The following is a 23,800-nucleotide window of genomic DNA, read 5'->3' as shown; positions in this document are numbered from 1 at the left end:
CCGCCTCGGCGGGTTTTTGCTTTTGAGCTTGGCTAAGTTACATGGTGTCGGGATCTGGGCCTAAGCGTTTATTCAGATCCAGCTTGGCGATCTCCGCCAGTTCTTCTCTTTCCAGTTTGAAATCAAACACGTCGAAGTTTTCATGAATACGTTTTGGCGTCACTGACTTAGGAATAACAATCAAACCATTGTCGAGGTGCCAGCGAATAACCACCTGCGCCGGGGTTTTCTCATATTTCTCGGCCAGTTTCTGGATCAATGCCTGATCGAACACCCCTTCGCCACCCTGAGCCAGCGGGCTCCAAGATTCGGTCGCGATATTATGGGTGGCATTCCACGCGTGAAGCTGGCGCTGTTGCAGCATGGGGTGCAGCTCAATCTGGTTCACCACCGGGAAGATGCCGGTTTCGTCTTTCAGCTTTTGCAGATGCGGAATGTTGAAGTTACACACGCCGACGCTCTTCGCCAGACCTTGCTCTTTCAGCTTAAGGATCTGCTTCCAGGCTTCGACATAGTTGCCTTCGTCCGGCTTCGGCCAGTGGATCAAATAGAGATCCACGTAGTCGAGGCGCAGCTTCTTCAGGCTCTCCTCGAGGGCTTTCTCGGCGTGCAGCTGATCGTCATTCCACAGTTTGGTGGTGATAAACAGCTCTTCGCGCGGCACCTTGATGCCACTCAGTGCTTCGCCGACGCCTTCCTCGTTTTTATAAATAGCGGCTGTATCAATGTGGCGGTAGCCGGTATTGATGGCCGTCGTCACAGCATTGCTTGCCTCTTCGTTACTGGCTTTCCATACGCCGAGTCCGAGCTGCGGCATCTTGTTGCCATCGTGAAGCTTGATGTTGGGTTGCGTTGCCATGAGTTTCTCCTTACGGGTTTAACTAAGTTAGCTACTACTTTGACTTCAGTATTTATCATGCGTTCATAAAGCCTAGCAGCTAACCTTGGTTCTGCTGGTTTCAGATGTCACTAAGTGATGCCCATTTCTGCCTAAGGCTTGCCTGTTTCTACTGGCGGCTGTAGAAAGCTGTGCGCGCGTGGCAGAATCAATGCCGGATCATTGAAAATGAGGAAGGTCAGAATGGAATATGTTGAAAGTCTTTGCTCGAATCTGGCGGCACAGGTTGCGCGGATGAGTAACGATAAGTTTCTCCACCATTCGACAGTGCCGCAGGTCACGTTGATGTATGCCGAGAAGCACCACCCGCGCACGCCCGTGCTCTACAACCCCGGAATAGTGATTCTGTTTCAGGGCAGCAAGGTGGGGTATCTGGGTAAGCGCACTTTCTCTTATGACCCGAAAAATTACCTGATGCTCACAGTGCCTCTGCCGTTTGAGTGTGAAACCTTCGCCAGCGCCGAGCAGCCAATGGCCGGGATCCAGATCAGTATTAACACCGTGATGCTGCAAGATTTACTGATGGATATGGAAGAAGCCGGTTTTTCCGGCCAGAAGGATCAATCTTCGGGCATCAGCTCTGGCGTGCTGGATGAAGACATTCTTTGCGCCGCCGAACGCCTGCTGGATTCAATGGAAAAGCCGCTGCGCGCTAAAGTGCTCGGCCCGCAGATCATTCGCGAAATCCTGTTCATGGTGCTGACTAGCGACAACGGCGGGGCGCTACAGGCGCTGGTGAATCGCCACACCCACTTCAGCCAGATCTCCAAAGCGCTGCGCCGCATTGAGGCGCAATATGCCGAGAACCTGAGCGTGGAGCTGCTGGCCAGCGAAGTGAATATGAGCGTGTCGGCCTTCCACCATAACTTCAAAGCCGTCACCAGCACCTCGCCGCTGCAATATCTGAAAACCTACAGATTGCACAAGGCGCGGATGATGATGATGTATGACGGTTTGAAAGCCAGCGCCGCCGCACTGCGCGTGGGGTATGAGAGCGCGTCGCAGTTCAGCCGTGAGTTTAAACGCTACTTTGGCGTGACGCCGAGTGATGAAATTGCTCGCGCGCGGGAGAATAACGCGCTGCCGCTGGCCGAGACGCTTGCTGGTTAAAGCAGGCGATTTGCCACAGATGACTGGCGATAAATAAAAAGAAACCCGCTACTCGGCGGGTTTTGTTTTTGCGGAGCAGGCGGCACTCCGGCATTTGCGTTTTTTCCAAATCACCAGCAGCCCGCCGACCAAGCCAATCACCAGCAACAGCACCGGGAGAATCATCAGCCCGGCCATTACCTGATCCTCGTGGCGCTTAACCAGCGGGATTTGGCTCAGGGCGTATCCCAAAGTGACTAAAGCGCCGACCCACAGCAGCGCGCTCAGCCAGTTGAACAGCTGGAAGCGGGTGTTACCCAGACCTGAAATACCGGCCATGGTCGGCAGCAGGGTGCGGACAAACGCCAGAAAGCGTCCCACCAGCAGCGCGGTTAAACCATGCTGGATAAACATCTGATGCGCCCGCTGGTGGTAGTGCGTGGGGAGTTGCAGCAGCCAGCCGCGCACCACTTTGGTGTGGCCCAGCCAGCGCCCTTGCAGGTAACTCAGCCAGCAGCCGAGGCTTGCCGCCACCACCAGAATAATCAGCGTTGGCACAAAGCTCATCACGCCACGCGCCACCAGCGCGCCGGTCAGCAGCAGCAGGCTGTCACCCGGCAGGAAAGAAGCAGGGAGCAGGCCATTTTCCAGAAACAGAGTAATAAATAAGACGGCGTACACCACCCAAAGAACCTTCGGATCGGCGAGAACGCTAAAGTCATGCTGCCAAAGTGCATGAAGGATATCGATAAGTACTGCCATAGTCTGTCCTGTCAGAGTGCTGAAAAACGACAACGTGGCTAGTGTAACGCAGATCCGCACCCGGTGGGTTGATCTGAAATAGACAGAAAGCACACAAAACTGCGCCTTCTGTCGCAATCCTTACGCTGAAGTGGCAATACGTGCGAAACCCGCGTCCAGATCTTCAATCAGGTCTTCAACGTTTTCCAGCCCGATGTGCAGACGCACTAAGGTGCCGGTGAAATCCACGGTTTCCGCCGGGCGAATGGCCTGAATCTCTTCCGGCTGATTAGCCAAAATCAGTGATTCAAAGCCGCCCCACGAATAGGCCATGCTGAAATGCTCAAAGTTATCGAGGTATTCAGCCAGCTGTTGGTCGTTCAGGCGATCTTTCAGCACAAAGGAGAACAGGCCGCAGCTGCCGGTAAAATCACGCTTCCAGAACTCATGGCCCTTGCTGCCCGGCAGCGCAGGGTGATTGACCACCGCCACTTCCGGGCGCTGGCTGAGCCACTGGGCCACGCGAATGCTGTTCTCTTCGTGTTGGCGCAGGCGGATGCCCAAGGTACGCAGGCCACGGCTGGCGACGTAAGCAGTGTCGGCATCAACCATTTGGCCCATCAGGTAAGAGTGCTCGCGAAGCTGCTCCCAGCAGCGATCGTTGGCCACGGCGGTGCCAATCATCGCGTCGGAGTGGCCGATGATGTACTTGGTGCCCGCCTGAATGGAAATATCAATGTCGAAATCCAGCGCTTTAAACAGAATGCCCGCCGCCCAAGTATTGTCGATCATGATGATGACTTCTGGCGACACGGCGCGAACCGCACGCACCATCGCAGGCAGGTCCGGCATCTCCATGGTGATCGAACCCGGTGCTTCGAGGAACACCACTTTGGTGTTTGGCTGCATCAGGGAGCCAAGGTTTTCGCCGATATCTGCCGGGAAATAAGTGGTGCTGACGCCAAGCTTGCGCAGCACTTTTTCGGCGAAGTCTTGCGTCGGCTCATAGGCCGAGCTGGCAACCAGAATGTGGTCGCCGGTGGAGACAAACGACAAGATAGCGTTGCTGACCGCCGCCGCGCCGCAAGGGTAGAGCACGCAGCCCGCGCCGCCTTCTAGCTCGACCATGGCTTGCTGGAATGAGAAGTGGGTCAGGGTGCCGCGACGGCCATAAAACAGCTCGCCGTTGGCGCGATTCTTGGTGGCAAATTTCTTCTCTTCTACCGAGTTAAACACCAGAGAAGAGGCGCGCTGGATAACCGCATTGACCGAGCCCAGCGTGTATTTTTTGTCGCGCCCGGCGCTGACCAACGTGGTTTCAATTTTTTTGGAAGAGATGGCTTTCTTGGAAGACATGATGCCTGTTCACCCTGTTAGTGTTTTTGAGCTCGTGCCTTGCGGCACGAGCCTTTTTCTTTAACTTAACATGATGATTAGGCTGGATCAGGTTTTGCCTGCATGTATGAGAAAATTTCAGCCTCTTTGCAACGCGGGTTAGCCGGTGTAGACCCCAAACAGCTTCGGCAGCGTCAGGGAAATAGCCGGAATATAGGTCACCATCATCAACACGGCGAACAGCACCAGATAGAACGGCAGCATGGCTTTGACCACTTTCTCAATGCTCTGCTTACTCACCGCGCTGGCGACAAACAGCACCGAGCCCACCGGCGGTGTGATAAGCCCGATCCCCAGATTCACCAGCATGATCATGCCGAAATGCACTGGATCAATGCCCAATGAGTTGATGACCGGCAGCAGCACCGGGGTGAGGATCAAGATGATTGGCGCCATATCCATCAGCGTGCCGATCAGCAGCAGCATGATGTTGATCCACATAAGAATCACATACTTGTTGTCCGAAATGCTGGTGAAGAACTCAGTGATGCGCATCGGCAGCTGCATGTAGGTCATCACGGCACCAAAGGCAGCAGCAAAACCAATCAAAATCATCACGATACTGACGGTTTTCACCGTGCGGTACATCAGTTTTGGCAGCTCAGACCATTTGTAGTCGCGGTAGATAAACATAGTGACGAAGAAGGACCACAGGCAGGCGATGGCGGCGGACTCCGTGGCGGTGAAAACGCCGCTGAGAATGCCACCCATGATGATGACCACGGTCATCAGGCCCCACAGGGTGTCGACGAAGATCTTCAGCGCCTGCTTGAACGGCACGCGCTCGCCTTTCGGATAGCCGCGTTTATGGGCGAACACCACGCACATCACCATCAGTGTCAGGCTGAGCAGCAGCCCCGGCAGAATACCGGCGATGAACAGCGCGGCAATCGACACCGTCCCGCCAGTCGCCAGCGAGTAAATCACTGAGTTATGGCTAGGCGGCGTCAAAATGGCCTGCACCGAGCCGCTGGCGGTCACCGCCGCCGCGAAGTCGCGCGGATAACCCTTCTTCTCCATCTCCGGGATCATGACCGAGCCGATGGAGGCCGTGTCGGCCACCGAAGAGCCGGAGATCGCGCCGAAGAAGGTGGACGCGACGATATTCACCAGCGACAGCCCGCCGCGAATAAAGCCAACAAAGATGTACGCGAAGCTCACCAGACGGCGCGCGATGCCGCCTTCCGCCATGATAGCCCCGGCCAAAATAAAGAACGGAATAGCCAGCAGTGAGAACTTATTTACGCCGTTGGTCAGCTGGATCATCAAGGCTTCCAGCGGCAAATCAATCCACAGCGCGCCCGCGACGGCGCTCAAACCCACGGCGTAAGCCACCGGCACGCCGATGGCCAGCATTACCCCCAGCGTTAAGAGTAAAATTAATGCATCCACGATGTCGTCTCCAAGAATAGGGCTATCAGGCTTCAGAATTACCCATTTGCACCACCGGACGGTGGCCTTGAGGGCCGGCAAAAATCTGCTCAATGATAAACAGCACGGTGAGCGCGGAGCCGATTGGCAGCGGCAGATAGGTCTGCCCGGCGGTCAGCAGCGGGAACTCAGCCACCGGCTGATGCCACATTTCGCTGCACAGCAGCAGGCTGTACCAGAAGATAAATAGGCTGATCGCCAGCATCATGATGTCGGCCAGCAGGGCGGAGAATTTTTTCAAGGCGGGCGGCAGGCGGTCGGTCACCATCGCCACCATGATGTGCGAACCGGCGCGATAGGCCACCGCCGCACCAATAAAGGTGAAGGTCACCATGCACATAATGGCGATGGGTTCCGGCCACGACAGGGCGCTATTGAGCACGTAGCGGGCGAAAATGCCGATGGGGATAACGGCGACCATAAACAGCAGGGCGATGCCCGCCAGCCACATGGCGAAAATGTAGAGAACGTCCATCAGACGTTGATAGCTAGAAAGCATAAAACCTCCCCAAGGGTGCGCAAAAAACGAGGCAGACCGGCTGCCTCATCTCAAGTTATTGAACGTCGGCAATTTGCTGCATCAGGTCTTCATGACCTTTGCCGAATTCGTCACGCACCGACTGAGTGGCTTTGAAGTAAGGCTGAGTGTCGATGTCGTAAAACTTCACGCCACCGGCTTTCATTTTCGCCAAAGACTCGTCGTTATAGGCTTTCCACAGCTGGCGCTGCTCGTCTTGCGCCTCTTTGGCCAGCTTCAGCATCAGCTGTTGATCGTCTTTGGACAGCTTGTCCCACTTCACTTTCGAGTAGAGGAACAGCTCAGGAATGATGAAGTGGCGGCTGTAGGTGTAGTTTTTCACCACCGGCATGTAGTTATGAGCGACGAAAGTCGGCGGGTTGTTCTCCGTGCCGTCAATCACCCCGGTTTGCATGCCGCTGAACACTTCACTCACCCCCATGGCGACGGGGTTGGCGCCCATGGCTTTCAGGGTAGCCAGCGCAATTGGACTGCCCTGAACGCGGATTTTCATCCCGTGCAGATCGTCCGGCTTCACTACCGGCTGTTTGGTGATGAGGTTACGCGTGCCGCCGTCCATCCAGCCGAGGAACACCAGCTTGGAGCTTGGGTTGTTGGTTATCTTGTCGCCAATTTCTTTCCCGATTTTGCCATCCAGCACCTTGTGCATATGGTCTTCATCGCGGAAGACGTAAGGCAGGGTGAAGACGTTAATCTCAGGCAGAATCGAGGCCACCGGCGTCATGGAGACGCGGATAATATCCAGCGCGCCAATCTGCGCCTGTTCAATCTCCTGCTTTTCATCACCCAGTACGCCGCCGGGGAAGGTTTTAATTTCCAGTCGGCCATCGGTTTGTTGTTTGAGTTTTTCGCCCATTTTTTGCACGGCGACGACGTTGGGATAGCCCTGCGGATGGACATCGGCGGCTTTAATGGTTTGCGCCAGCAGGCTGTGGCTAAAAACTAGGGTCGCGGAACTCAGGCAAAGGCTGAGAAGTGCTTGCTGCATTTTCATCAGTTTGTCTCCAGGGTACTCAGTAAAAGTGAACATCAAAAAAGAGGGAATTGAATGACCTGCACGAAGACTGCCGGTATCCGGTCTATGTCTTCACAAGCAAGATACCCGATTAGGTTTGTCGGTTATTTGAGCGTTATCACAAAGTGTAAACAGTTTTGAAATGTCATTACTTAATATTTAAAACATTGTTTTAATGTTTGAATCTGGCGGCAGTCTGTTGATTTCGGTGTGAATTTTTTCTGAAAGTGTGAACTCGGTAAGATTGTGTGGTTTTTAATCAGCGGTATGAAAGCCTTGTTTTCAGTCAAAGACGGCGCCAGCACAAGGCGCGATAATGTAAATAATAATGAGAACCACTATCAATTCGGGCTTTTAGTTTGATATGATTTGGGGCTGTCTTTACCCTTAAACACTGATTTTTGCTGGAGGCGACGCGTGAAAACGGCTCGCAATAATATGAAAAAAGTGGCGTCAGCTTTGATGTCCTTCGTTTTGGTAGCCGGTCTGAGTGGCACCGCGTTAGCAGCACCTTCTTCTCCGGCGGCCAACGCCGTAACGCAAACAGCTCAGCCTTCTCCAACCAACAGCAACGACGCGCCAACGGCAGTCACTCCGGTTAGCACCTCTTCTGAACCTACCGCCAATACCGCCGCGGTGCCGGTTATCCCGAAAGATCTCTCCGTGCTCGGCATGTATCACCACGCTGACGTGGTGGTGAAGACCGTGATGATTGGTCTGCTGCTGGCATCCGTCGTCACCTGGACTCTGCTGTTCAGCAAGGGCGCGGAAGTGTGGAGTGGCAAACGCCGCCTGCGCCGTGAGTTCTCCGCGCTGGCCGGTGCTCGCACCTTAGACGAAGCCGCTGAAGAAGCTGAAAGCTTCGCCGCCACCAGCATCAGCAGCCAAATGCTGCGTGACGCCAAAAACGAACTCGAGCTGTCTGCTGGTTCTACCGACAACGGCGGCATCAAAGAGCGCACCAGCTTCCGCCTTGAGCGCCGTGTTAGTGCCGCGGGCCGCCACATGGGCCGTGGTAACGGTATTCTGGCGACCATCGGGGCGATTTCTCCGTTTGTCGGTCTGTTCGGCACCGTCTGGGGCATCATGAACAGCTTCATCGGTATCGCACAAACTCAGACCACTAACCTTGCGGTTGTGGCACCGGGCATCGCCGAAGCCCTGCTGGCAACGGCGGTTGGTCTGGTCGCTGCAATCCCTGCGGTGGTTATCTACAACATCTTCGCGCGTACCATTGCCTCTTACCGCCATCAGGTGGGTGACGTGGCTGCACAAATTTTACTGTTGCAAGGTCGTGATCTGGACTTGGCTGCGAGCGCGGGCGAGACGCCACGTCCTCAGGCAGACCGCCAGCTGCGCGTAGGGTAATTAATCATGGCCATACGTTTAAACGACGATCTCGACGAAAGCGGTGAAATGCATGACATCAACGTCACGCCTTTTATCGACGTGATGTTGGTGTTGCTGATCATCTTCATGGTGGCCGCTCCGTTGGCGACCGTTGATGTGCGTGTCGATTTACCGGCTTCAACCGCCAAGCCTCAGCCGCGCCCTGAAAAGCCGGTGTTCCTGACGGTGAAAGCTGATAAGCAGCTCTATCTGGGCGACGACGTGGTAAACAGCGCCAATCTGACGTCCATGCTTGACCAGCGCACTCAGGGCAACAAGCAAAGCACCATTTTCTTCCAGGCTGATAAGTCGGTGGATTATGAAACGCTGATGAACGTGATGGATACGCTGCGTAAAGCAGGTTATCTGAAGGTGGGTCTGGTGGGCGCCGAACAGACTGCTGCCGCCGCGCAGTAAAGCCTAAGCCGCATTGCCCTAAAGCGCATCGCCATAAACCCTCTCCTAATCCGAGAGGGTTTTTTTATGCTTCGTCGTCCGTTAGCCTCGCGCGTGGGCCGCGGCTTTCTCAATCAGGGCGTCATCCGGCCTTTTGCCGGTATACAGCACAAACTGTTCGACGGCCTGCAACGCCGCGACTTCCGCGCCGGTGATCACCTGCTTGTTCTGCTCCAGCGCGTAGCGAATCAGCGGGGTTTCTACCGGCGATGCCACCACGTCGAACACCACCGAGGCGCGGTCAATCACGGATTTGTCGAAGGCCAGCGCGTCGACGTCCGGGCCGCCTTCCATGCCGATTGGCGTGACGTTAACCAGCATGTCCACGGCGGCGTCGCCAACCTCGCTCCGCCACTCGTAGCCATACTCTTTGGCCAGCGCGCGGCCGCTTTTCTCATTGCGGGCAATCACATAGCCCTTGGTGAAGCCGGCATCACGAATGGCCGCCACCACGGCTTTGCCCATGCCGCCGCTGCCGCGCAGGGCGAACACCGCGTCTTTCGGCACCTGATACTGCTCCAGCAGTTTCGCCACGGCGATGTAGTCGGTGTTGTAAGCCCGCAGGAAGCCGTCATCATTCACAATGGTGTTAACCGATTGAATGGCGGTGGCGGAGGGGTCAAGCTGGTCGAGGAAGGGGATGCAGGCTTCTTTGAACGGCATCGACACCGCGCAGCCGCGAATACCCAGCGCGCGAACGCCTTTCACGGCGGCTTCAATATCTTGGGTTGAGAAGGCTTTGTAGATAAAATTCAGGTCCAGAGCTTGATACAAATAGTTATGAAAGCGTGTGCCAAAATTGCCGGGGCGGCCGGACAACGACATACAGAGCTGAGTGTCCTTGTTGATTTCGCGAGCCATGATCCTTCCTTATCAGTGATGTTTAAAACGCGTAATGTTTCAACCTTAGCCAAAGCTTCCCGCCGCCGCTAGCCTTATCAGGCTATATACTTAATCAATACGTCATCGGAGGTGAAAATGAATTTAGACTTGTTCGATCATCCAGATTTTCACCCGCACTGGCGGGAAGAGCTCGCGCCGGGGGCCGTGGTGCTGCGCGGTGGCGCGCTGCGAGACGACACCGCGCTGCTGGCGGAAATCGACCGAATCGCCGGTCTGGTGCCTTTCCAATATCGCTCTACGCCGGGCGGCTATGCGATGTCGGTCGCCATGACCAACTGTGGCGATGTCGGCTGGGTTACCGACCGTCAGGGCTATCGTTACCAGAACACCTCGCCGGAGAGCCAGCAGCCTTGGCCGCCGATGCCCGAGCTGTTCCGCACCTTGGCGGTGGACGCCGCCGAGCAGGCTGGCTTTGGCGGGTTCGCGCCCGACGCCTGCCTGATCAACCGTTACCAGCCGGGGGCCAAAATGTCGCTGCATCAGGACAAAGACGAGCACGACTTCGGCGCGCCGATTGTCTCGGTGTCGCTGGGGTTACCGGCGATATTTCAGTTTGGCGGCATGGAGCGCAGCGATAAAACCCAGCGAGTGACGCTCACTCACGGCGATATCGTGGTGTGGGGCGGGCCGTCGCGGCTGCGTTATCACGGCATTTTGCCGTTAAAAGCGGGCGAACATCCGCTGACCGGCGGCTATCGTTTCAATCTCACCTTTAGAAAGGCGGCTGGACGGTAAAGCACAGGACTTTGCACGCATTCTGCATTAAACTGCGCGCTGCAAAAATTGACATATTGAACGATTAATTAGGCGGTAAGAGCGATGAACGGGACAATCACAACTTGGTTTGAAGATAAAGGTTTCGGCTTTATCAAAGATGAAAACGGCGATAACCGTTATTTCCACGTGATTAAAGTCACCAACCCCGAGCTTATCAAGAAAGATGCCGTGGTGACGTTCGAGCCGACCACTAACAACAAAGGCCTGTCGGCGTTTGCCGTCAAAGTCGAGCCTGAAAGCAAATACATCTTTATTGCCGGTGAACGCATCAAAATCACCAGCATCAAGTCATTCCTGGCTTACAGCGAAGAAGTACCCGCCGAATCACAAGTCGACAAAGAGAATGCCGTGCTGTCCGTTGGCCTGTTGATGAACCGCATTCGCCCTAAAGAAGAAGAGAAAAAGGCCGCGACGCGCACCTTGAAGAAGCTGGCCATCACCACCTTCCAGAACACCACTTACATCTTCTCGGAAGATGAAATCGACGTCGACGCCACCATGAAGATCCTCAAAGGGCTGTAAGCCCGAATACCCGCCGGTGCCGCGAACGGCTGACCGGCGGGCATGATTTTCCCTCTAATAAGTCACTGTCACCAGCACGGTATCGCTATAAGTTCCCGGCGGTGGGTTAGCCTGACTCGGGTTAACCGTTGCGGAATAGGCGACGTTTTGCGACGCGCCGGTGCCGGTCATCGCGGTATTGGTCGCGGCGGTCCACACTGATGCATCCCCTTTAAAGATTTGATACTGCAAATAGCTGGTCACGCCATTATTGGTCGAGGACATCTGCCGATACTGCCCGCTGCCCGGCACCGTGCTGGTCAGGTTGACGCTATAAGCCGCGTTCAGCGTGCAGCGAATACTCAGCGAGTTGTTGGTCACCGAGGCAAACCCCGCCGGGAAGGCCGCCGAGCCAAAGTTCACATTCGGCGCGTTATCGATATAGCAGAAGTTGGTCACTGTCATGTTCACCGTCACCGTGGTGCTGTCAGCGCCATCGGTATAGACGCACAGCCCCAGCACGCCGATGAAGCAAATATGGTAGGTCCAGTTGATCCCCAGCGTATCGCTATAACTCCCCGCCGGTAAATTCACTCCGGTCACCGTGCGCAGATAGAGCGGCAGCGAGCCGTCGCTGGCGTTGAATAAGCCCAGCAGGCCGAGCAGCGTGGTGCTGCTCCACGTGGTCGAACTGCCAAGGTTCACCACCGTGCCGCAGCCGTTGTCCTGACAAATCTGATAAGGCAGTTTTACGCCGTTCGGCCCGAGCATTGCTGCCTGAGTGCCGACACCGTTGACTGAGGTTGCAATAGTGGCCGTGACCGTGTTGGTACTTAATAAGGAGAGCAGCGAGCCGCTGCACTTAAAGCCGCTGGTGGCCGTCACCTGTTGCGCGGTGCTGCCCGCCACAAATGAGCTGAGAGTGCCAAAGCTCCCTGTTCCGGGACTGCTTGAACAGGCAGCATAGGCCGAGGGCAGGCCAACCACTAACAGCGCCAGCGCGGCAAGTGCGCGCAGCCCTATTCTGAGTAGATTCATATCTTACCTCCTGACCCTGCGTTGGGATTGCAAACCAGCGGGCCAATTTGCTCAATGCTGTGATGGTTGAGATTCAGGTCAAAGCCGACCCGACAAACTGAATTATCTTCCTGCCGAATCACTAACACGTTGTGCTGCTGAAGGTTGCTGAAGTAAACCAGCCCCTCATAGCCAGACACCGTGGTTTGTTGGCTGTTTTGCTCGGTCACCACTGTCCCCAATTTGAGCGGTTCGCCGTGGATATCGTTGATTTTGATGGTGGCCGAAAGCTCGCGTTTCACCGGGAACTTCACCACTACGCCACTGCCTTCGCGCACGGAAATATTGTCCACCACGCGATTCGCCACGGCATCGGCAGGCAGAGGCAGGGTGTCAATTTCCACCTTCGCCGGGTAATAGGAGCTGACGGTTGGGATCAGCAGGTGGCCTTTTTTATCGGTTTTGCCCATTTTCTGGTTTTCGTACATCACCGGCACGTCGGCGTAGTTGTCGGTATCCACCACCATGAACGCGTCGTTAATCTTGTCCGACAGGAAGAAGTCATTGGCGATAAACACCACCGAGCCACTCAGGTCTGCCCAGTTGGTGTAGTTGCCGCTTTCGCCATATAGCCCGCCCTGCAAGGTGGCGTAGCGCGTTTTCCATGTGGCATCGGCTTGCTGATAAGGGTCGCTGCCGCCGGTATAAGCCAAGTTCCACCCCAGCCCGCCCTCGGTCGGCGCGGTTCTGCTGGCCCCAATCTGTTCGCGGTAGTGACCGCCGCTGTCGCGCTGCAACCCGGCATTGATGCTGGTGTTCATATCCAGCGGGATGATGAACTGAAGCTGGGCGCTGTAGCCGCTGTCGCTGAGGGTTTTATTCAGTGACAGGAACATGCTCGACTGCCCCCATAGCGAGCGGCTGTAAGAGAGGTTGAGCAGCCGCGTGTGGCTCTGGTCATAGGCTTCCACGTCGTAATAACCAATCCCCACCGTGCCGCTAGACTGGCCGAAAGGCGAGGTGCTGAATGTCACCTGATCGGCCCGGCGGCTCAGGCTGGTATCACTGGTGTAAGAGGTTAAATCCTGATAGCCCGGCGTGCGCGACGAGCGCAGCGCCGAAAGGCTAAATAGGGTGGAGTAGTAGGAGTAGCCGACCGTGTATTGGTTGCCGCTTTTGTCCTCGGTAACGCTGGTGGGGTCTTTCGGATTGGTGATTTCGCCGCTGTTATTGGGTATGCCGCCAATCACATTGTTCGCCGGATTATTGCCATTGATATCAAACTCACCCACAGTGCGCGGCGCGTGGTTAGCCTGACTCTGGCTGCCAGAAACGCTGAGCGTCCCCCAGTGGCCGACCGCCAGATCAGCCCCCAATCCGCCTAAGGCCAGCCCGTTGGTTGCCTCGCCGTGGCTGGAAAGTGTCAGGTAATTGGTGATGCCGTAGCGGTAAATGCCGCTGAAAGCCGCGTCGGAGTAGTCGCCGCTGCTGATACCGTAATTCTGCCTGACCGCGCCAAGGGATAAGTCGAAATCAGACAGCCCGCTGCGCAACAGGGTGTTGGAAACATAAAACGGCACGCTGGTGGAAACCTGCCGCCCAAGGGCGTCAGTGGTGACCACCGTCGCCTCGCCCGCGCCGTTGATATAAGGCACGTTGGTCAGGGTGAAGGGGCCGGAATTCAGATTATTGGTACTGGCCTTAAAGCCGTTGAGGAACAGGTCGACGGTGGTCGGCACGGCGGCGGTTCCGCTGTATTGCAGCAGCGGATAGGTCACTAAGTCCGGGCGAACGCCGAAGTTGCGGCTGACCCGCAGGCCGCCCATGCGCGCCGAATTGCTCCAGGTCAGCGAGTTGCTCACGAAATCCCCCACCTGATAGCTGACCAAACTCTGCTCGTCCGAGTAGCGCCAGTAGGTGTCGTAGCGGATATAGCCGTCAGAGGTTGAGCTATCGGTAAAGCCCGGCGGCGTGTCCATGTTGTAGCGCCAAGTGCCGGTGTTGGTCAGGATGCCCACGTCGCTGAACAGCCGCTGCTCCATCCAAGTGGCAATTGAACGCGGCCCGTCGTGTGGGTCAGTGTAGTAAGAGTCATAGTTGAACAGCAGGCCGTTGCTGCTCTGCGACGGCGTATAGCTCAGTAAGCTGTCACCGCTGATATTTTGCTGCGGCAGCCACGCATCCGGCACCTTCAACACTAACTGCTGGCTGGCCGAGTTGTACTCGGTTTTCACCTCTGGCAGCGCGCTGACGTTAACCAAACCTTGCTGCTGGCCGTTGAGATGCACGTGGTTTTTCGCCAGCACGCCGGACTCAACGAACCACGCGTTGTCACGAAAAATCACCGGCACCACCTGATTATCCGTCTGACCATTGACCATGATCGCCAGATAATAGGTCGCCTCCGCCTGCGTGGGCAGCGCGCGCGGCGCGGCGGGCAGGGAGTCATACTCCGCTGCCTGTCCGCACTGGGGCAGCAGCAGTAGGCTCATACCGCTGGCATACATCAGCGTGATACCGTGGCGAACCGTGCGGCGCGCCGTGTGGCACGCTACCTGGTAAGCCAATAGCCCCGTCCTCAGGGCGAAACCTCTGGTTTCCATGGGTTGCGGCTCCGGGATTATTCGCCGCGAGGGATCACAATAGGTTCAGCATTATCAGCGATTTGCGCATTGAGCTGCCCGCCGGGGATCACTCCCGCAGGCACCGGCCAGCGCATCTCTTGCCCCGGCAACACATAGCCCATAAAGCCGGTAGTCATGGCTTTAACCCCGCGCTTGGCGTCGCCAGTCATTGACCAGAAGACGTTGCTCAGGCGCGCGTGAACCACGCCAGTATTGCGAATTCTCAGGAAGGACTTGCCGCCGCCGCTCTCAATGCTCCATGTAAGAACTGGCTTGGTGGCATCCGCCAGATTGCGTTTGATATCAGCACGTTCATTGGTCCAGATGCCTTCACCGTCAAGGAACAGCGGCAGCAAATAGCGCATTTGCAGCTGCAACCCGACCACGGCTTTCTCTTTACCCTGCTCGGAAGGCTGCAATGGCGAAGGAATTTCGTCGATGATGATGCGAAACGCTTTTTCGGTCTTCGGCGCGACTTGGGTATTACGAATCAAGCGAATCAGCTGGCGCTGGCCGGGAGCGACGGTGGCGAAAGGCGGGCTGGCGACCACGTCATTTTGGTCCGCATAGCGCTCGTTGAAGTTTTCCTGTTTCCACGCCAGCACGCGGACTTGCAGGGAAACTGGCGCTGCGCCACGGTTTTCCAACCACAGCGCCGAGCCGTTTTGGTCAGACTCGATGATTTGATACACCGGCCACACCAGTACCGAACTGGCGGCCCAGCCGGGAGCCGCCACCAAAAACAGGCTCAGTGAAAGCAAACTAATCAGTGCGCGTAATAAAGTTCGATACATAGTTCATTTCCTGATGATTCAATAAGTTAAGGTAACAGTGACCGTATCGCTATAGGTTCCCGCTGAGGGTAATGGGGTCACGGCAAATAATCGTGCATACACCGGATAGGTTTGGGTGGTTGCCGGGAAATTGTTGATGGTCCGCGCCAGCGTGCCGGTCCCCCATACTTGGCTTCGTCCTGAATCCTGATAAAGCTGATAACGCAGTTTTTGCGCGGCATTGCTGGTGTTCGCCATAAAGCGACCCGTTGAGGTGCCGCCATTAACGCCGTAATCGATAGCAATGGTGACGTTGGCGCCGGTGGTGCAGGTCACGACAATGCTGCCTGTCCCGCTGGCGCTGGTGACGTCAACGTTATTGGTGATGGAAGACATCGAGCCAAAATTGATGGTGCCGAGGTTGGTGATTGGCGTAGCAAGTGAATTACCAAACGCGCAGCCACTGACAATGGTGGCATTGACGGTAAAAGATGAGTTTGCCGTTGCCGCCTGTGCGTTTGGGCAAGCCAGAACGGACAGCAGCAGTAGCAGATGAAACGGCGTCGAAGACCTAATGATCATATTCAGCCTCCGTTACCAACTGACCGTAACATTGACCGTATCTTGATAAGTTCCCGCGGCAGGCGTGGTTTGTACTGGTACTCGACCATAAACGGTATGCCATTGATCGGCGCCATTGCCGATGTCACTCAGGCCAGTGGTGTTATCCCAGATAGTGGCGAAGGTCGCGCTGGTATAGAGGTTATAAAGCACCTTCAGCGCGGCATTGCTGGTGTTGACCATATTGCGGCTGTTCACATTGCCACTGTTGCCCCCGTCCATCAGAATTTTGTAGCTCAGGCCATTGATGCAGTTGACGCGAATCGAACCCGCCAGCTGGGCGCTGGTGGCGCTAATAATGCTGCTCAAACTGGCATAATTGCCAAAGCTCAAGGTGCCGAAAGTGGTTGAACCGCCAGAGGTTGTGCCCGCGCTACAGGCAGGAAGCAGGGTAGCCGTTACCCCAATCGTGGCCGCATGGCTGGTTGAGAGTAGTGCTGGCATCAGGAGCATACAGCGAAGGGGCAGCAACAACAGCGCCTTGATATCCATGGTCTTTCCTTCCTTGAATGGCAGTAGGTTCAGGGCCGCGAACGGCCCTGACTCAATAAGCTATTACCAGGAAATAGTGGCGACTACGGTATCGTTATAGGTTCCAGCTGGAGGAGCGGTGCCGCCAGCGCCCGTTTGGTCGCCAGGTAACACGCGACCATAGATTGGGATATTCTGCGCGGTGGTGCCCGTGGTTAACGCGATCGGCGTATTGATGCCAATTTCAGTAGTACGCGCGGCGTCAGAATAGAGGCGATAGGAGATTTTGTTGGCATCAAAGGTCATTGCGCGTACTGCGCCGGTTGCTGCCAGCCCGCCATTGAGCGAAAGTGAAGGTGTCAGGCCAGTACTACAGGTGATTGTCACCGCACTGCCGTTGGTGCCGGTGACGGTACCATTGATAATGCTGGTTAAATCGGCGTAGTTACCAAAGTTCAAAGTACCCCACTGGTTGGTGCCGCCTGTAGTGGAGCCGTTTCCGACAGTACAACCAGTGCTGATGATTAGTTGAACACCAACTTGACCTGTCAGTGTGCCTGCCGCCTGCGCACCCAGAGGAAGGGTGAGTAAAGCTGCGGTGATTAAACCCAGTAATGATTGATTTTTTACGTCCATGATGACTCCCAATAACAACTAACTCGTGCTGTGTGTGCATGCAAAGGCGTTTGCATGTGTAATTTCTCTGGCGATAACATTTAAAAAATAAAAAAAAAGTCATCAGGTTGAGGCGCTGCCTCGATCTCACTTTTGGAGATTTATCACTGCGTTTTTCAGTGTTTTTTGATTAGAAAATGAGCAGATCTTTTAATCAATTCATAAGAAGTTTCTTATAATTGAGTTAAATATAAGTTAATAAATTTAACTTAAGGAGAACTTTTTAGCACTTTTGGCAAAAAGATAGAAAAATCTGAATTTTCACATTTAGTGGGTGTAAATACTGATAAATTGAAATATTTGGATATTTAAACCTAAGAGTAGTCTTAATTTGATTTATGTAACACTAATTTACTAAAGATCACTTGTTGTCCAACTGATTGAATTATGTCCAAAACATCAGAGATTCAGGTGTTTACAGATAAATTTTACTGTCTGATAACATCGCGTTTTGCTCTGCTTACAACCCGATGAGATTTTTATGTCTTTAGCTGAATCGTATACAGCCAGCCGACTGGCCGACATTAATGCACTGGCGCAATTTTTGGCTTTTGATCAAACCGACGGCGCTTCACCCAGCGAGCTGTCCCGTTATCAGGCACCTCTGCTGATTTTGCTTGGCAACGCGATTTTGCCGGTCGCCGAAAGTGCCTTTGCTGCTCTCGCCAGCGGTGCTGTGAGTAAAATTCTGATCGCGGGAGGGATTGGTCATTCGACCGAGTTGCTCTATCAGGCGGTAAAAAACCATCCGCAGTATGCATCGATTGCCACCGAAGGGCGCAGCGAGGCAGAAATCCTGCATGATATCGCTATCAACTTCTTCGCCATCGATCCCGCCAAACTGCTTCTGGAGACGCTCTCCACCAACTGCGGCGACAACGCCACGCAGGCTCGGCGGGTGCTGGATCTGGCGGGAGACGGCTCATCGCGCATTATTCTGACCCAAGATCCGCTGATGCAGCGGCGCACCGACGCCAGTTTCCGCAAAGTCTGGCAGGACCGGCCAGAGGTGGAATTCATCAACTGGCCGACCTTTGTGCCGCAGCTCGACAAGCTGGCAGAAGAACTCCACTACGCAGGCGAAACGCAGCACAGCCTGTGGTCATGGCCGCGCTTCGCTTCGCTGCTATTGGGTGAGATCCCCCGCCTGCGCAATACCCCGCAAGGCTACGGCCCGCGCGGCAAAGATTTTATCGCCGCCGTCGACATCTCCCCCGAACTGGAAGAAGCCTACGCGCGACTGCTCCCGCTATTGGGTGAAAGTCATGGGGATCGGTCGTTTTAAACCTCTGCGACCTCTGTCGTCGTTTCTTTCCCCGCCATCGCCACCATCACCACGATGGCAGACAGCAGGGTGATCGCCGCCAGACTGAGCAGGACGTGGTGAAGGGCGGCGGCGTAAATCTGTTGCAGTTGGGCGGTGTTGGCCTGCGGGAGTAGGCGTAGAGCCTGAGTTAAATCGCCGGTCGCCAGACGCTGGCTGGCATCACTCAGGCTCTGGCTTGAAAAGTGTTGGCTTAGCCCGCTCTGGGCGAAAGCCGCCAGCAGCGCGCCGACGGTAGCCAGCGAAAGCCCTTCGCCTGCTACGCGGGTGGTGCTAAAAATCCCCGTCGCCATGCCCGCGCGCTCCTTGGGAACCACGCTGACCGACAGCCCGTCCATCAATCCCCAAGGCACGCCTACTCCAAGACCAATGACCAGCATCGGCAGGATCATCTGCCCGGCGTTTTGCGCCTCGACGGCAAGGCTTAACCACCACAGCCCAAGGGTGGCGACCAACAAACCCGCGCTGCACAAAAGGCCGGGGCTGACCCAGCGCGTCAGGCTGGCGGCAATCAGCGGCACGGCCAGCATCGGCAGGGAGAGCGCCATCATCATTAACCCAGCCTGCTCCTCGCTCATCTGCATGATGCCGATAAACTGCATCGGCAGAATGACCAGCAGCACCACAAAACAGAATCCGGTAGCCAGCGGCAGTGCCTGAACGCCAATAAAACGTGGGAAACGGAACAGCGACAGGTCGAGCATCGGATTGCGCACGCGCAGTTCAACCGCAATAAACAGCGCCAGCAGCAGGGCAGCACCGAACAGCAAACCCAGCACTGGCAGGCTTTGCAGGCCATATTGCGGAATAGCCATCAGTGCCCAAGTCAGTAAAGCCAGCATCAGGGTGAAGGTCAACGTGCCGGGCCAGTCGATACCGGTGGCGTCAGGGTTGCGGGATTCGCGCATTCTGGATGCGCCGGTTAACAGGGCCAGCAGAGCAATCACCGTGGCGGAATAAAACACCGAACGCCAGCCGAAGTGGGCGATAAGCAGTCCCGCCAAGAAAGGCCCAAAGGCCAGACCGACGCCAAAACTGGTGCCGAGCAGGCTGAACGCGCGGGTGCGCGCCGGGCCGTCAAACTCTTGCGCCAAAGCCGCCGAGCCTCCCGCCAGCGCGGCCGCCGCCGCCACACCCTGCGCGCCGCGCAGTAGGTCAATCCACAGCAGGCTGCTGCTAAAGCTTTGCAGCAAAGAGAGCAGGGCAAAGCCCGCCACGCCAATCACAAATACTTTTTTGCGGCCAAACTCATCGGCCAGCGTGCCCGCCGCCATCAAAAAGCAGCCGAAGCTGAGCATAAAGGCGTTTGTTATCCAGCTTAGCGCCTGCGCGCTGCCGCCTAGCTCGCGGGCAATCGCCGGGGTCGCCACCGCGCCGCTGACAAAGTTGAGTGGCAAAATCAGCGCCGCGAGGCAGACGGTGAATAACACGCTCAGTTGCCCGCCCTTGGTTTGGTTAGATGGACTCATGGCCTTCTCCGAAGATGAATAGTCCAAGGATGATAAAATGTCTGCAATTTTGCCGAAATGGGCTTAAAGTCCGTAGATTGCGGACAAAATGGCTCTAATCACCACGCGGAGTGAAGATGGAAAACCTAAACGGCATGTTGGCATTCGTGCGTGCGGCGCAGCATCAAAGCTTTGCGGCGGCGGGCGAGAGCATGGGGATCTCTGCCTCGGCCATCGGTAAAAGCGTGGCGCGACTGGAAGAGAGACTCGGCGTGCGGCTGTTCAACCGCAGTACGCGGCGCATTAGCCTGACTGACGAAGGCCAGCTGTTTTTCGAGCGTTGCCAGCAAATCGTGGCGCAGATGGAGGAGGCAGAGCAGGAGTTATCACGTGTTTCCGCCGAGCCGCGCGGCAAGCTGCGAGTCACCATGCCAGCCATTGGCTATCGCATGCTGCTGCCGTATTTGGCGGAATTTATGCAATGTTATCCGCAGGTTGAGCTTGAACTCGATTTCAGCGATCGCATGGTAGACCTGATTGCCGAAGGCATTGACGTCGCGGTGCGCAGCGGCGACCTGCCGACTTCGCAATTGATGTCACGCCGCCTCGGGCCTTTCCATTTTGTTATTGTCGGCAGCAAGGACTATTTCGCCCGACATCCCGAACCTCATAACCCGCAGGACTTGGCCCAGCACGCCTGCCTGCGCTACCGTTTTCCGGGCAGCGGGCAGATTCAGCCGTGGGATATTCGCAGTGATATGGCGTTAGAGCTGCCGGTAGTGGTGAGCAGTAATAATCTGGAAGCGCTGCTTCAGGCCGTGTTGCACGGCGTCGGCATTGCCTATATCCCCGAGTTTCTGGTACGCGAACAGCTAAAAACCGGAGTGCTGAAATCCGTTCTCAGTGACTATTTATATGACGACGGCAAGTTTTCCATTGTCTGGCCAAGCAGCCGTCATATGTTGCCCAAGGTCCGCGTCTTTATCGATTTCCTGACTGAGAAACAGATCTTGGTGGATCAATAAATAGATTCAGATAATTCTGAAGTATATTGTGAAGATAATGTCAGTGAAGAAATGGCTTATTTTCACAAATAATGGAAATAGCGTTAAGAAAGCGTAAGAGCGATTACAATTCCTGACTTTATATTTTACCGCCTCGGCGTATTCTCTCCCTTAACAACATACACAGGGAAAGGTTATGCCACTTCAACGCAGCTTAGTAGCGAGCACATTGCTCTCTATATTATTTCTCTCTGGCTGTCAGTCTGATGCGAATAATTATCAAGCTGACGTTTTTACTACTTCACAACTTAATACCCGACAAGAAGCAAAAACGATCAACATTATTTCCGTATTACCCGCTAAGGTCGTGGTGGATAACACGGATAATAGGAATACGGCAGTTACTGTAGGTTTGATCATCGGCGCAGTAGCAGGGGGCGTAGTCGGAGCTGCCTTGGGCTCTACCTCAGATGGTGCGATTGCCGGCGGTGTATTAGTCGGCGGGGCCGTGGGCGCATTAACGGGTACATCAGTTAACGATAAAAAATATGTAGAAGGCGTATCGTTAACCTACAAAGACGACACGCGAATTTATACCTCAGTACAAATGGGATACGCCTGTCAATTCTCTCCGGGCTTAGCAATGGTTATTTCCACTAAGAGCAATGAAACTCGTATTCAGCCGAATAACGTATGCGCTAATAGTATGAATAAGGAATAGACCATGAAGAATATCCTATTGTTTGGATTTATTTTTGGTACCGCATTCCCCCTTATTTCTCACGCGGCGACGTTACAACAACAATTATCTGATGTCGCGCAAGCTGAACAGCAGGGGCAATCAGAGGAGCAAGCGCGTTGGGAATATTATCAGCAGGAGCGGGAGTATCATTACGAGCAATATATCAAAGAGCGCAACCGCAGAATTGCGGCGGCGAATGCCCGTGCTCACGCGCGTGAAGTCGAGCGCCTAAAAGATAAAGCGCGGGATCAGGCTTATCAGGATCAGCTTCGTCAGTTGCAGGTTGAAAAAGGTAAGCTTGAAGTCCAACAATTAGCGGGGCGAACCCAGCGTAATGATGAGTTTCTTACACAGGACTTGAAAAAGCAGGCAGCTGAAACCGATGTGATTCAGTCGCAGGCTGATGCCAACCGTGATAATGCCGAGGGAAACAAGGCCTTGATGACCAGCCAAGGGAAAGCGCTGGAAACCAAAGCCGGTAAATGGTTTAACTAACCGACTAAAGCGGCACCGCGAACTGGAAGCTGGCGCCGCTGTGCGGCTGGTCGAGCAGTTCGATATCGCTGCCGTGCAGTTGCAAAATGCGGCGCACAATCATCAGGCCGAGGCCCCCTGCGCGGTGTTTATTGGTGCTCAGAATTGAAGGCCGTACAAAAAGATTAGCTTTTAACTCTGGCGCAATGCCCGGCCCGCTGTCATTCACCTGCACCATCACTTCGTGAGCCTGTTTCCACAGGCGGACATTGATGGTGCCGCCCTCTGGCGTGTGGCGCAGGGCGTTGTCTAGCAGGTTGGTCAGCACCCGTTCAATCATCCCCAAGTCGGCGTTCACCAGCGGAATATCCGGCATAATGTCGGCATTGAGTTTCTGGCCGCGCGCCTCGGCGGCGAGCTCGAATTTCTGGAACACATCCTGCACCAGCTCGCACAGTGAGAACGGCTCTTTCTGCGGTTTCACCACGCCATATTCCAGTCGCGCCAGCTCGAACAGCTCCTGTGCCAGCCGCCCCACTTTGCGGCTCTGGGCGAGGGCGATGTCGAGATAACGCTGGCGCTCGTCGCCGCTCAGGCGGTCTGCCTTCATCGACAAGGTTTCCAGATAGCCATGCAGCGAGGTCAGCGGAGTGCGCAGATCGTGCGAAATATTGGCGATAAACTCGCGGCGCTGCTGGTCCTGCGCGGTCAGGCTCTGCCACTGCTGGTCAATGCGTTTTGCCAGCCCGACAAACGCCTGCTGCAACTGCGCCACTTCATCTTTCTGCTGCCCGACCGGCGGCTGGGTTTTCGCTAACGCCTGAATCGCCTCCATGCCGCCATCGTCCAGCTTGGCGATTTGCGACGTGAGTTTACGCACCGGTCGCGTGACCCAGCGGAAGGCCAGCGCCCCGGCCAGCAGGCCAAACAGCACCACCATCCCCATAGACCGCACCGCCATATAAATGGCCGACTGGTACTCCGCCTTACTGGCCAGCGCCGTGTAGTCGTCACCCAGCAGCACGATGTAGACATAGCCTTTGAGCACGCCATTGGATTTGAGCGGTGCGGCGCTAAACACCTGCCGCTGGTCGGTGGTGCGCGGGTTGTCGCCATACACTGGCATGGTTTTACCGTTAAGCAGCTCGTGAACGGGCGTTAAATCTATCTTCTGGCGCAGCAGTTTTCCCGCAGGCGCCGCGTTGCCGACGATGTCGCCTTCACTGTCGAGCAGGTAAACCTCAACGCTCGGGTTCACCGCCATCAGCTGGTTAAACAGGTTGTGTACCGCGTTGGGATCTAAGCCGTTCTGGCTCAGTAAGGGGTTATTGGCGGCAATCTGCGTTGCTAAATTGGCAGACAAACGTTGAATAACCGCCTGACTGAATCTGTCGCTGGAGCGCACTTGCATCACCCCAGAAATCACCGAGCAGGCCAGCAGCAGCAGAATAAAAACCAGCGTAAGTCGTTGCGAAAGCGTCATTTTACTCATGA

At 55.4% G+C, this 23,800-nt stretch carries 24 protein-coding genes; 9 read left to right on the top strand and 15 right to left on the bottom strand.

The window, feature by feature from the left end; translation table 11 throughout:
• Positions 1–37: 37 nt before the first annotated feature.
• The gene (dkgA, locus tag GEAM_RS15860; RefSeq protein ID WP_034793295.1) at positions 38–859 is read right to left on the bottom strand and encodes a 2,5-didehydrogluconate reductase DkgA; all 822 of its coding nucleotides are present in this window, start codon (positions 857–859) and stop codon (positions 38–40) included.
• Between the two features lie 222 nt (positions 860–1,081).
• On the opposite strand from dkgA, the gene GEAM_RS15855 reads away from it, so the two are divergent.
• A complete protein-coding gene (locus GEAM_RS15855; RefSeq protein WP_034793293.1) occupies positions 1,082–2,008 on the top strand; it encodes an AraC family transcriptional regulator in 927 nt (308 codons plus the stop codon).
• A gap of 48 nt (positions 2,009–2,056) precedes the next feature.
• Here GEAM_RS15855 and GEAM_RS15850 read toward each other — a convergent pair whose 3' ends face one another.
• From GEAM_RS15850 to GEAM_RS15830, 5 genes are all read right to left on the bottom strand, one after another.
• Positions 2,057–2,749, bottom strand: coding sequence for a DedA family protein (locus GEAM_RS15850; protein WP_034793291.1), 693 nt, complete (start codon positions 2,747–2,749; stop codon positions 2,057–2,059).
• A 120-nt stretch (positions 2,750–2,869) separates the two neighbouring features.
• Positions 2,870–4,066, bottom strand: a complete 1,197-nt coding sequence (metC, locus tag GEAM_RS15845) for a cystathionine beta-lyase (RefSeq protein ID WP_034793586.1) — start codon at positions 4,064–4,066, stop codon at positions 2,870–2,872.
• Positions 4,067–4,222: 156 nt separating this feature from the next.
• The gene (locus tag GEAM_RS15840) at positions 4,223–5,515 is read right to left on the bottom strand and encodes a TRAP transporter large permease (protein ID WP_034793289.1); all 1,293 of its coding nucleotides are present in this window, start codon (positions 5,513–5,515) and stop codon (positions 4,223–4,225) included.
• A 25-nt stretch (positions 5,516–5,540) separates the two neighbouring features.
• Entirely contained in the window at positions 5,541–6,053 is a 513-nt protein-coding gene (locus tag GEAM_RS15835) for a TRAP transporter small permease (RefSeq protein WP_034793287.1), read from the bottom strand.
• Between the two features lie 55 nt (positions 6,054–6,108).
• Positions 6,109–7,086 carry a TRAP transporter substrate-binding protein gene (locus tag GEAM_RS15830; RefSeq protein WP_034793285.1) on the bottom strand — a complete coding sequence of 326 codons (978 nt, stop codon included), beginning with the start codon at positions 7,084–7,086 and terminating at the stop codon, positions 6,109–6,111.
• A 459-nt stretch (positions 7,087–7,545) separates the two neighbouring features.
• Here GEAM_RS15830 and exbB point away from each other — a divergent pair, with 459 nt between their 5' ends.
• The gene (gene exbB / locus GEAM_RS15825) at positions 7,546–8,475 is read left to right on the top strand and encodes a tol-pal system-associated acyl-CoA thioesterase (protein ID WP_100937053.1); all 930 of its coding nucleotides are present in this window, start codon (positions 7,546–7,548) and stop codon (positions 8,473–8,475) included.
• Positions 8,476–8,481: 6 nt separating this feature from the next.
• Positions 8,482–8,913 (top strand): TonB system transport protein ExbD, encoded by a 432-nt coding sequence (exbD, locus tag GEAM_RS15820; protein WP_034793284.1) that lies wholly within the window; start codon positions 8,482–8,484, stop codon positions 8,911–8,913.
• An 81-nt stretch (positions 8,914–8,994) separates the two neighbouring features.
• Here the strand turns inward: exbD and GEAM_RS15815 are convergent, their stop codons facing one another.
• Positions 8,995–9,813 carry a shikimate 5-dehydrogenase gene (locus GEAM_RS15815; RefSeq protein ID WP_034793281.1) on the bottom strand — a complete coding sequence of 273 codons (819 nt, stop codon included), beginning with the start codon at positions 9,811–9,813 and terminating at the stop codon, positions 8,995–8,997.
• A gap of 117 nt (positions 9,814–9,930) precedes the next feature.
• On the opposite strand from GEAM_RS15815, the gene alkB reads away from it, so the two are divergent.
• Entirely contained in the window at positions 9,931–10,590 is a 660-nt protein-coding gene (gene alkB, locus GEAM_RS15810; RefSeq protein WP_034793278.1) for a DNA oxidative demethylase AlkB, read from the top strand.
• Positions 10,591–10,674: 84 nt separating this feature from the next.
• A complete protein-coding gene (locus GEAM_RS15805; protein ID WP_034793275.1) occupies positions 10,675–11,154 on the top strand; it encodes a cold-shock protein in 480 nt (159 codons plus the stop codon).
• Between the two features lie 54 nt (positions 11,155–11,208).
• Here GEAM_RS15805 and GEAM_RS15800 read toward each other — a convergent pair whose 3' ends face one another.
• From GEAM_RS15800 to GEAM_RS15775, 6 genes are all read right to left on the bottom strand, one after another.
• Positions 11,209–12,171 carry a Csu type fimbrial protein gene (locus tag GEAM_RS15800; protein WP_034793272.1) on the bottom strand — a complete coding sequence of 321 codons (963 nt, stop codon included), beginning with the start codon at positions 12,169–12,171 and terminating at the stop codon, positions 11,209–11,211.
• The gene (locus GEAM_RS15795; RefSeq protein WP_051899546.1) at positions 12,168–14,753 is read right to left on the bottom strand and encodes a fimbria/pilus outer membrane usher protein; all 2,586 of its coding nucleotides are present in this window, start codon (positions 14,751–14,753) and stop codon (positions 12,168–12,170) included. Before GEAM_RS15795 ends, GEAM_RS15800 begins: the two co-directional genes overlap by 4 nt.
• Positions 14,754–14,770: 17 nt before the next feature.
• Positions 14,771–15,568: a fimbrial biogenesis chaperone gene (locus tag GEAM_RS15790; protein ID WP_034793269.1), complete on the bottom strand. Its 798-nt coding sequence runs from the start codon at positions 15,566–15,568 to the stop codon at positions 14,771–14,773.
• 18 nt (positions 15,569–15,586) lie between these two features.
• On the bottom strand, positions 15,587–16,129 hold the full coding sequence (locus GEAM_RS15785) for a Csu type fimbrial protein (protein WP_034793259.1): 543 nt from the start codon (positions 16,127–16,129) through the stop codon (positions 15,587–15,589).
• A 12-nt stretch (positions 16,130–16,141) separates the two neighbouring features.
• The gene (locus tag GEAM_RS15780) at positions 16,142–16,660 is read right to left on the bottom strand and encodes a Csu type fimbrial protein (RefSeq protein ID WP_034793257.1); all 519 of its coding nucleotides are present in this window, start codon (positions 16,658–16,660) and stop codon (positions 16,142–16,144) included.
• A 63-nt stretch (positions 16,661–16,723) separates the two neighbouring features.
• On the bottom strand, positions 16,724–17,275 hold the full coding sequence (locus GEAM_RS15775; protein ID WP_034793256.1) for a Csu type fimbrial protein: 552 nt from the start codon (positions 17,273–17,275) through the stop codon (positions 16,724–16,726).
• Between the two features lie 520 nt (positions 17,276–17,795).
• On the opposite strand from GEAM_RS15775, the gene GEAM_RS15770 reads away from it, so the two are divergent.
• Positions 17,796–18,599, top strand: coding sequence for a YdcF family protein (locus tag GEAM_RS15770; RefSeq protein ID WP_034793254.1), 804 nt, complete (start codon positions 17,796–17,798; stop codon positions 18,597–18,599).
• Here the strand turns inward: GEAM_RS15770 and GEAM_RS15765 are convergent.
• Positions 18,596–20,107 (bottom strand): MFS transporter, encoded by a 1,512-nt coding sequence (locus GEAM_RS15765; protein ID WP_034793251.1) that lies wholly within the window; start codon positions 20,105–20,107, stop codon positions 18,596–18,598. The two genes, GEAM_RS15770 and GEAM_RS15765, sit on opposite strands and share 4 nt — an antisense overlap.
• 116 nt (positions 20,108–20,223) lie before the next feature.
• Here GEAM_RS15765 and GEAM_RS15760 point away from each other — a divergent pair, with 116 nt between their 5' ends.
• From GEAM_RS15760 to GEAM_RS15750, 3 genes are all read left to right on the top strand, one after another.
• Positions 20,224–21,111, top strand: a complete 888-nt coding sequence (locus GEAM_RS15760) for a LysR family transcriptional regulator (protein ID WP_034793248.1) — start codon at positions 20,224–20,226, stop codon at positions 21,109–21,111.
• Between the two features lie 175 nt (positions 21,112–21,286).
• The gene (locus GEAM_RS15755) at positions 21,287–21,811 is read left to right on the top strand and encodes a hypothetical protein (protein WP_034793246.1); all 525 of its coding nucleotides are present in this window, start codon (positions 21,287–21,289) and stop codon (positions 21,809–21,811) included.
• 3 nt (positions 21,812–21,814) lie between these two features.
• Complete coding sequence (locus tag GEAM_RS15750; RefSeq protein ID WP_034793245.1) at positions 21,815–22,327, top strand: DUF5384 family protein; 513 nt, start codon at positions 21,815–21,817, stop codon at positions 22,325–22,327.
• 4 nt (positions 22,328–22,331) lie between these two features.
• Here the strand turns inward: GEAM_RS15750 and GEAM_RS15745 are convergent, their stop codons facing one another.
• The gene (locus GEAM_RS15745; protein WP_034793243.1) at positions 22,332–23,798 is read right to left on the bottom strand and encodes a sensor histidine kinase; all 1,467 of its coding nucleotides are present in this window, start codon (positions 23,796–23,798) and stop codon (positions 22,332–22,334) included.
• Positions 23,799–23,800: the final 2 nt, after the last annotated feature.

This window comes from Ewingella americana ATCC 33852 (assembly GCF_000735345.1).
Classification (GTDB): Bacteria; Pseudomonadota; Gammaproteobacteria; order Enterobacterales; family Enterobacteriaceae; genus Ewingella; species Ewingella americana.
The sequence above is the reverse complement of the archived record's forward strand: the minus strand, read 5'-3'. Positions and strand labels throughout refer to the sequence as shown.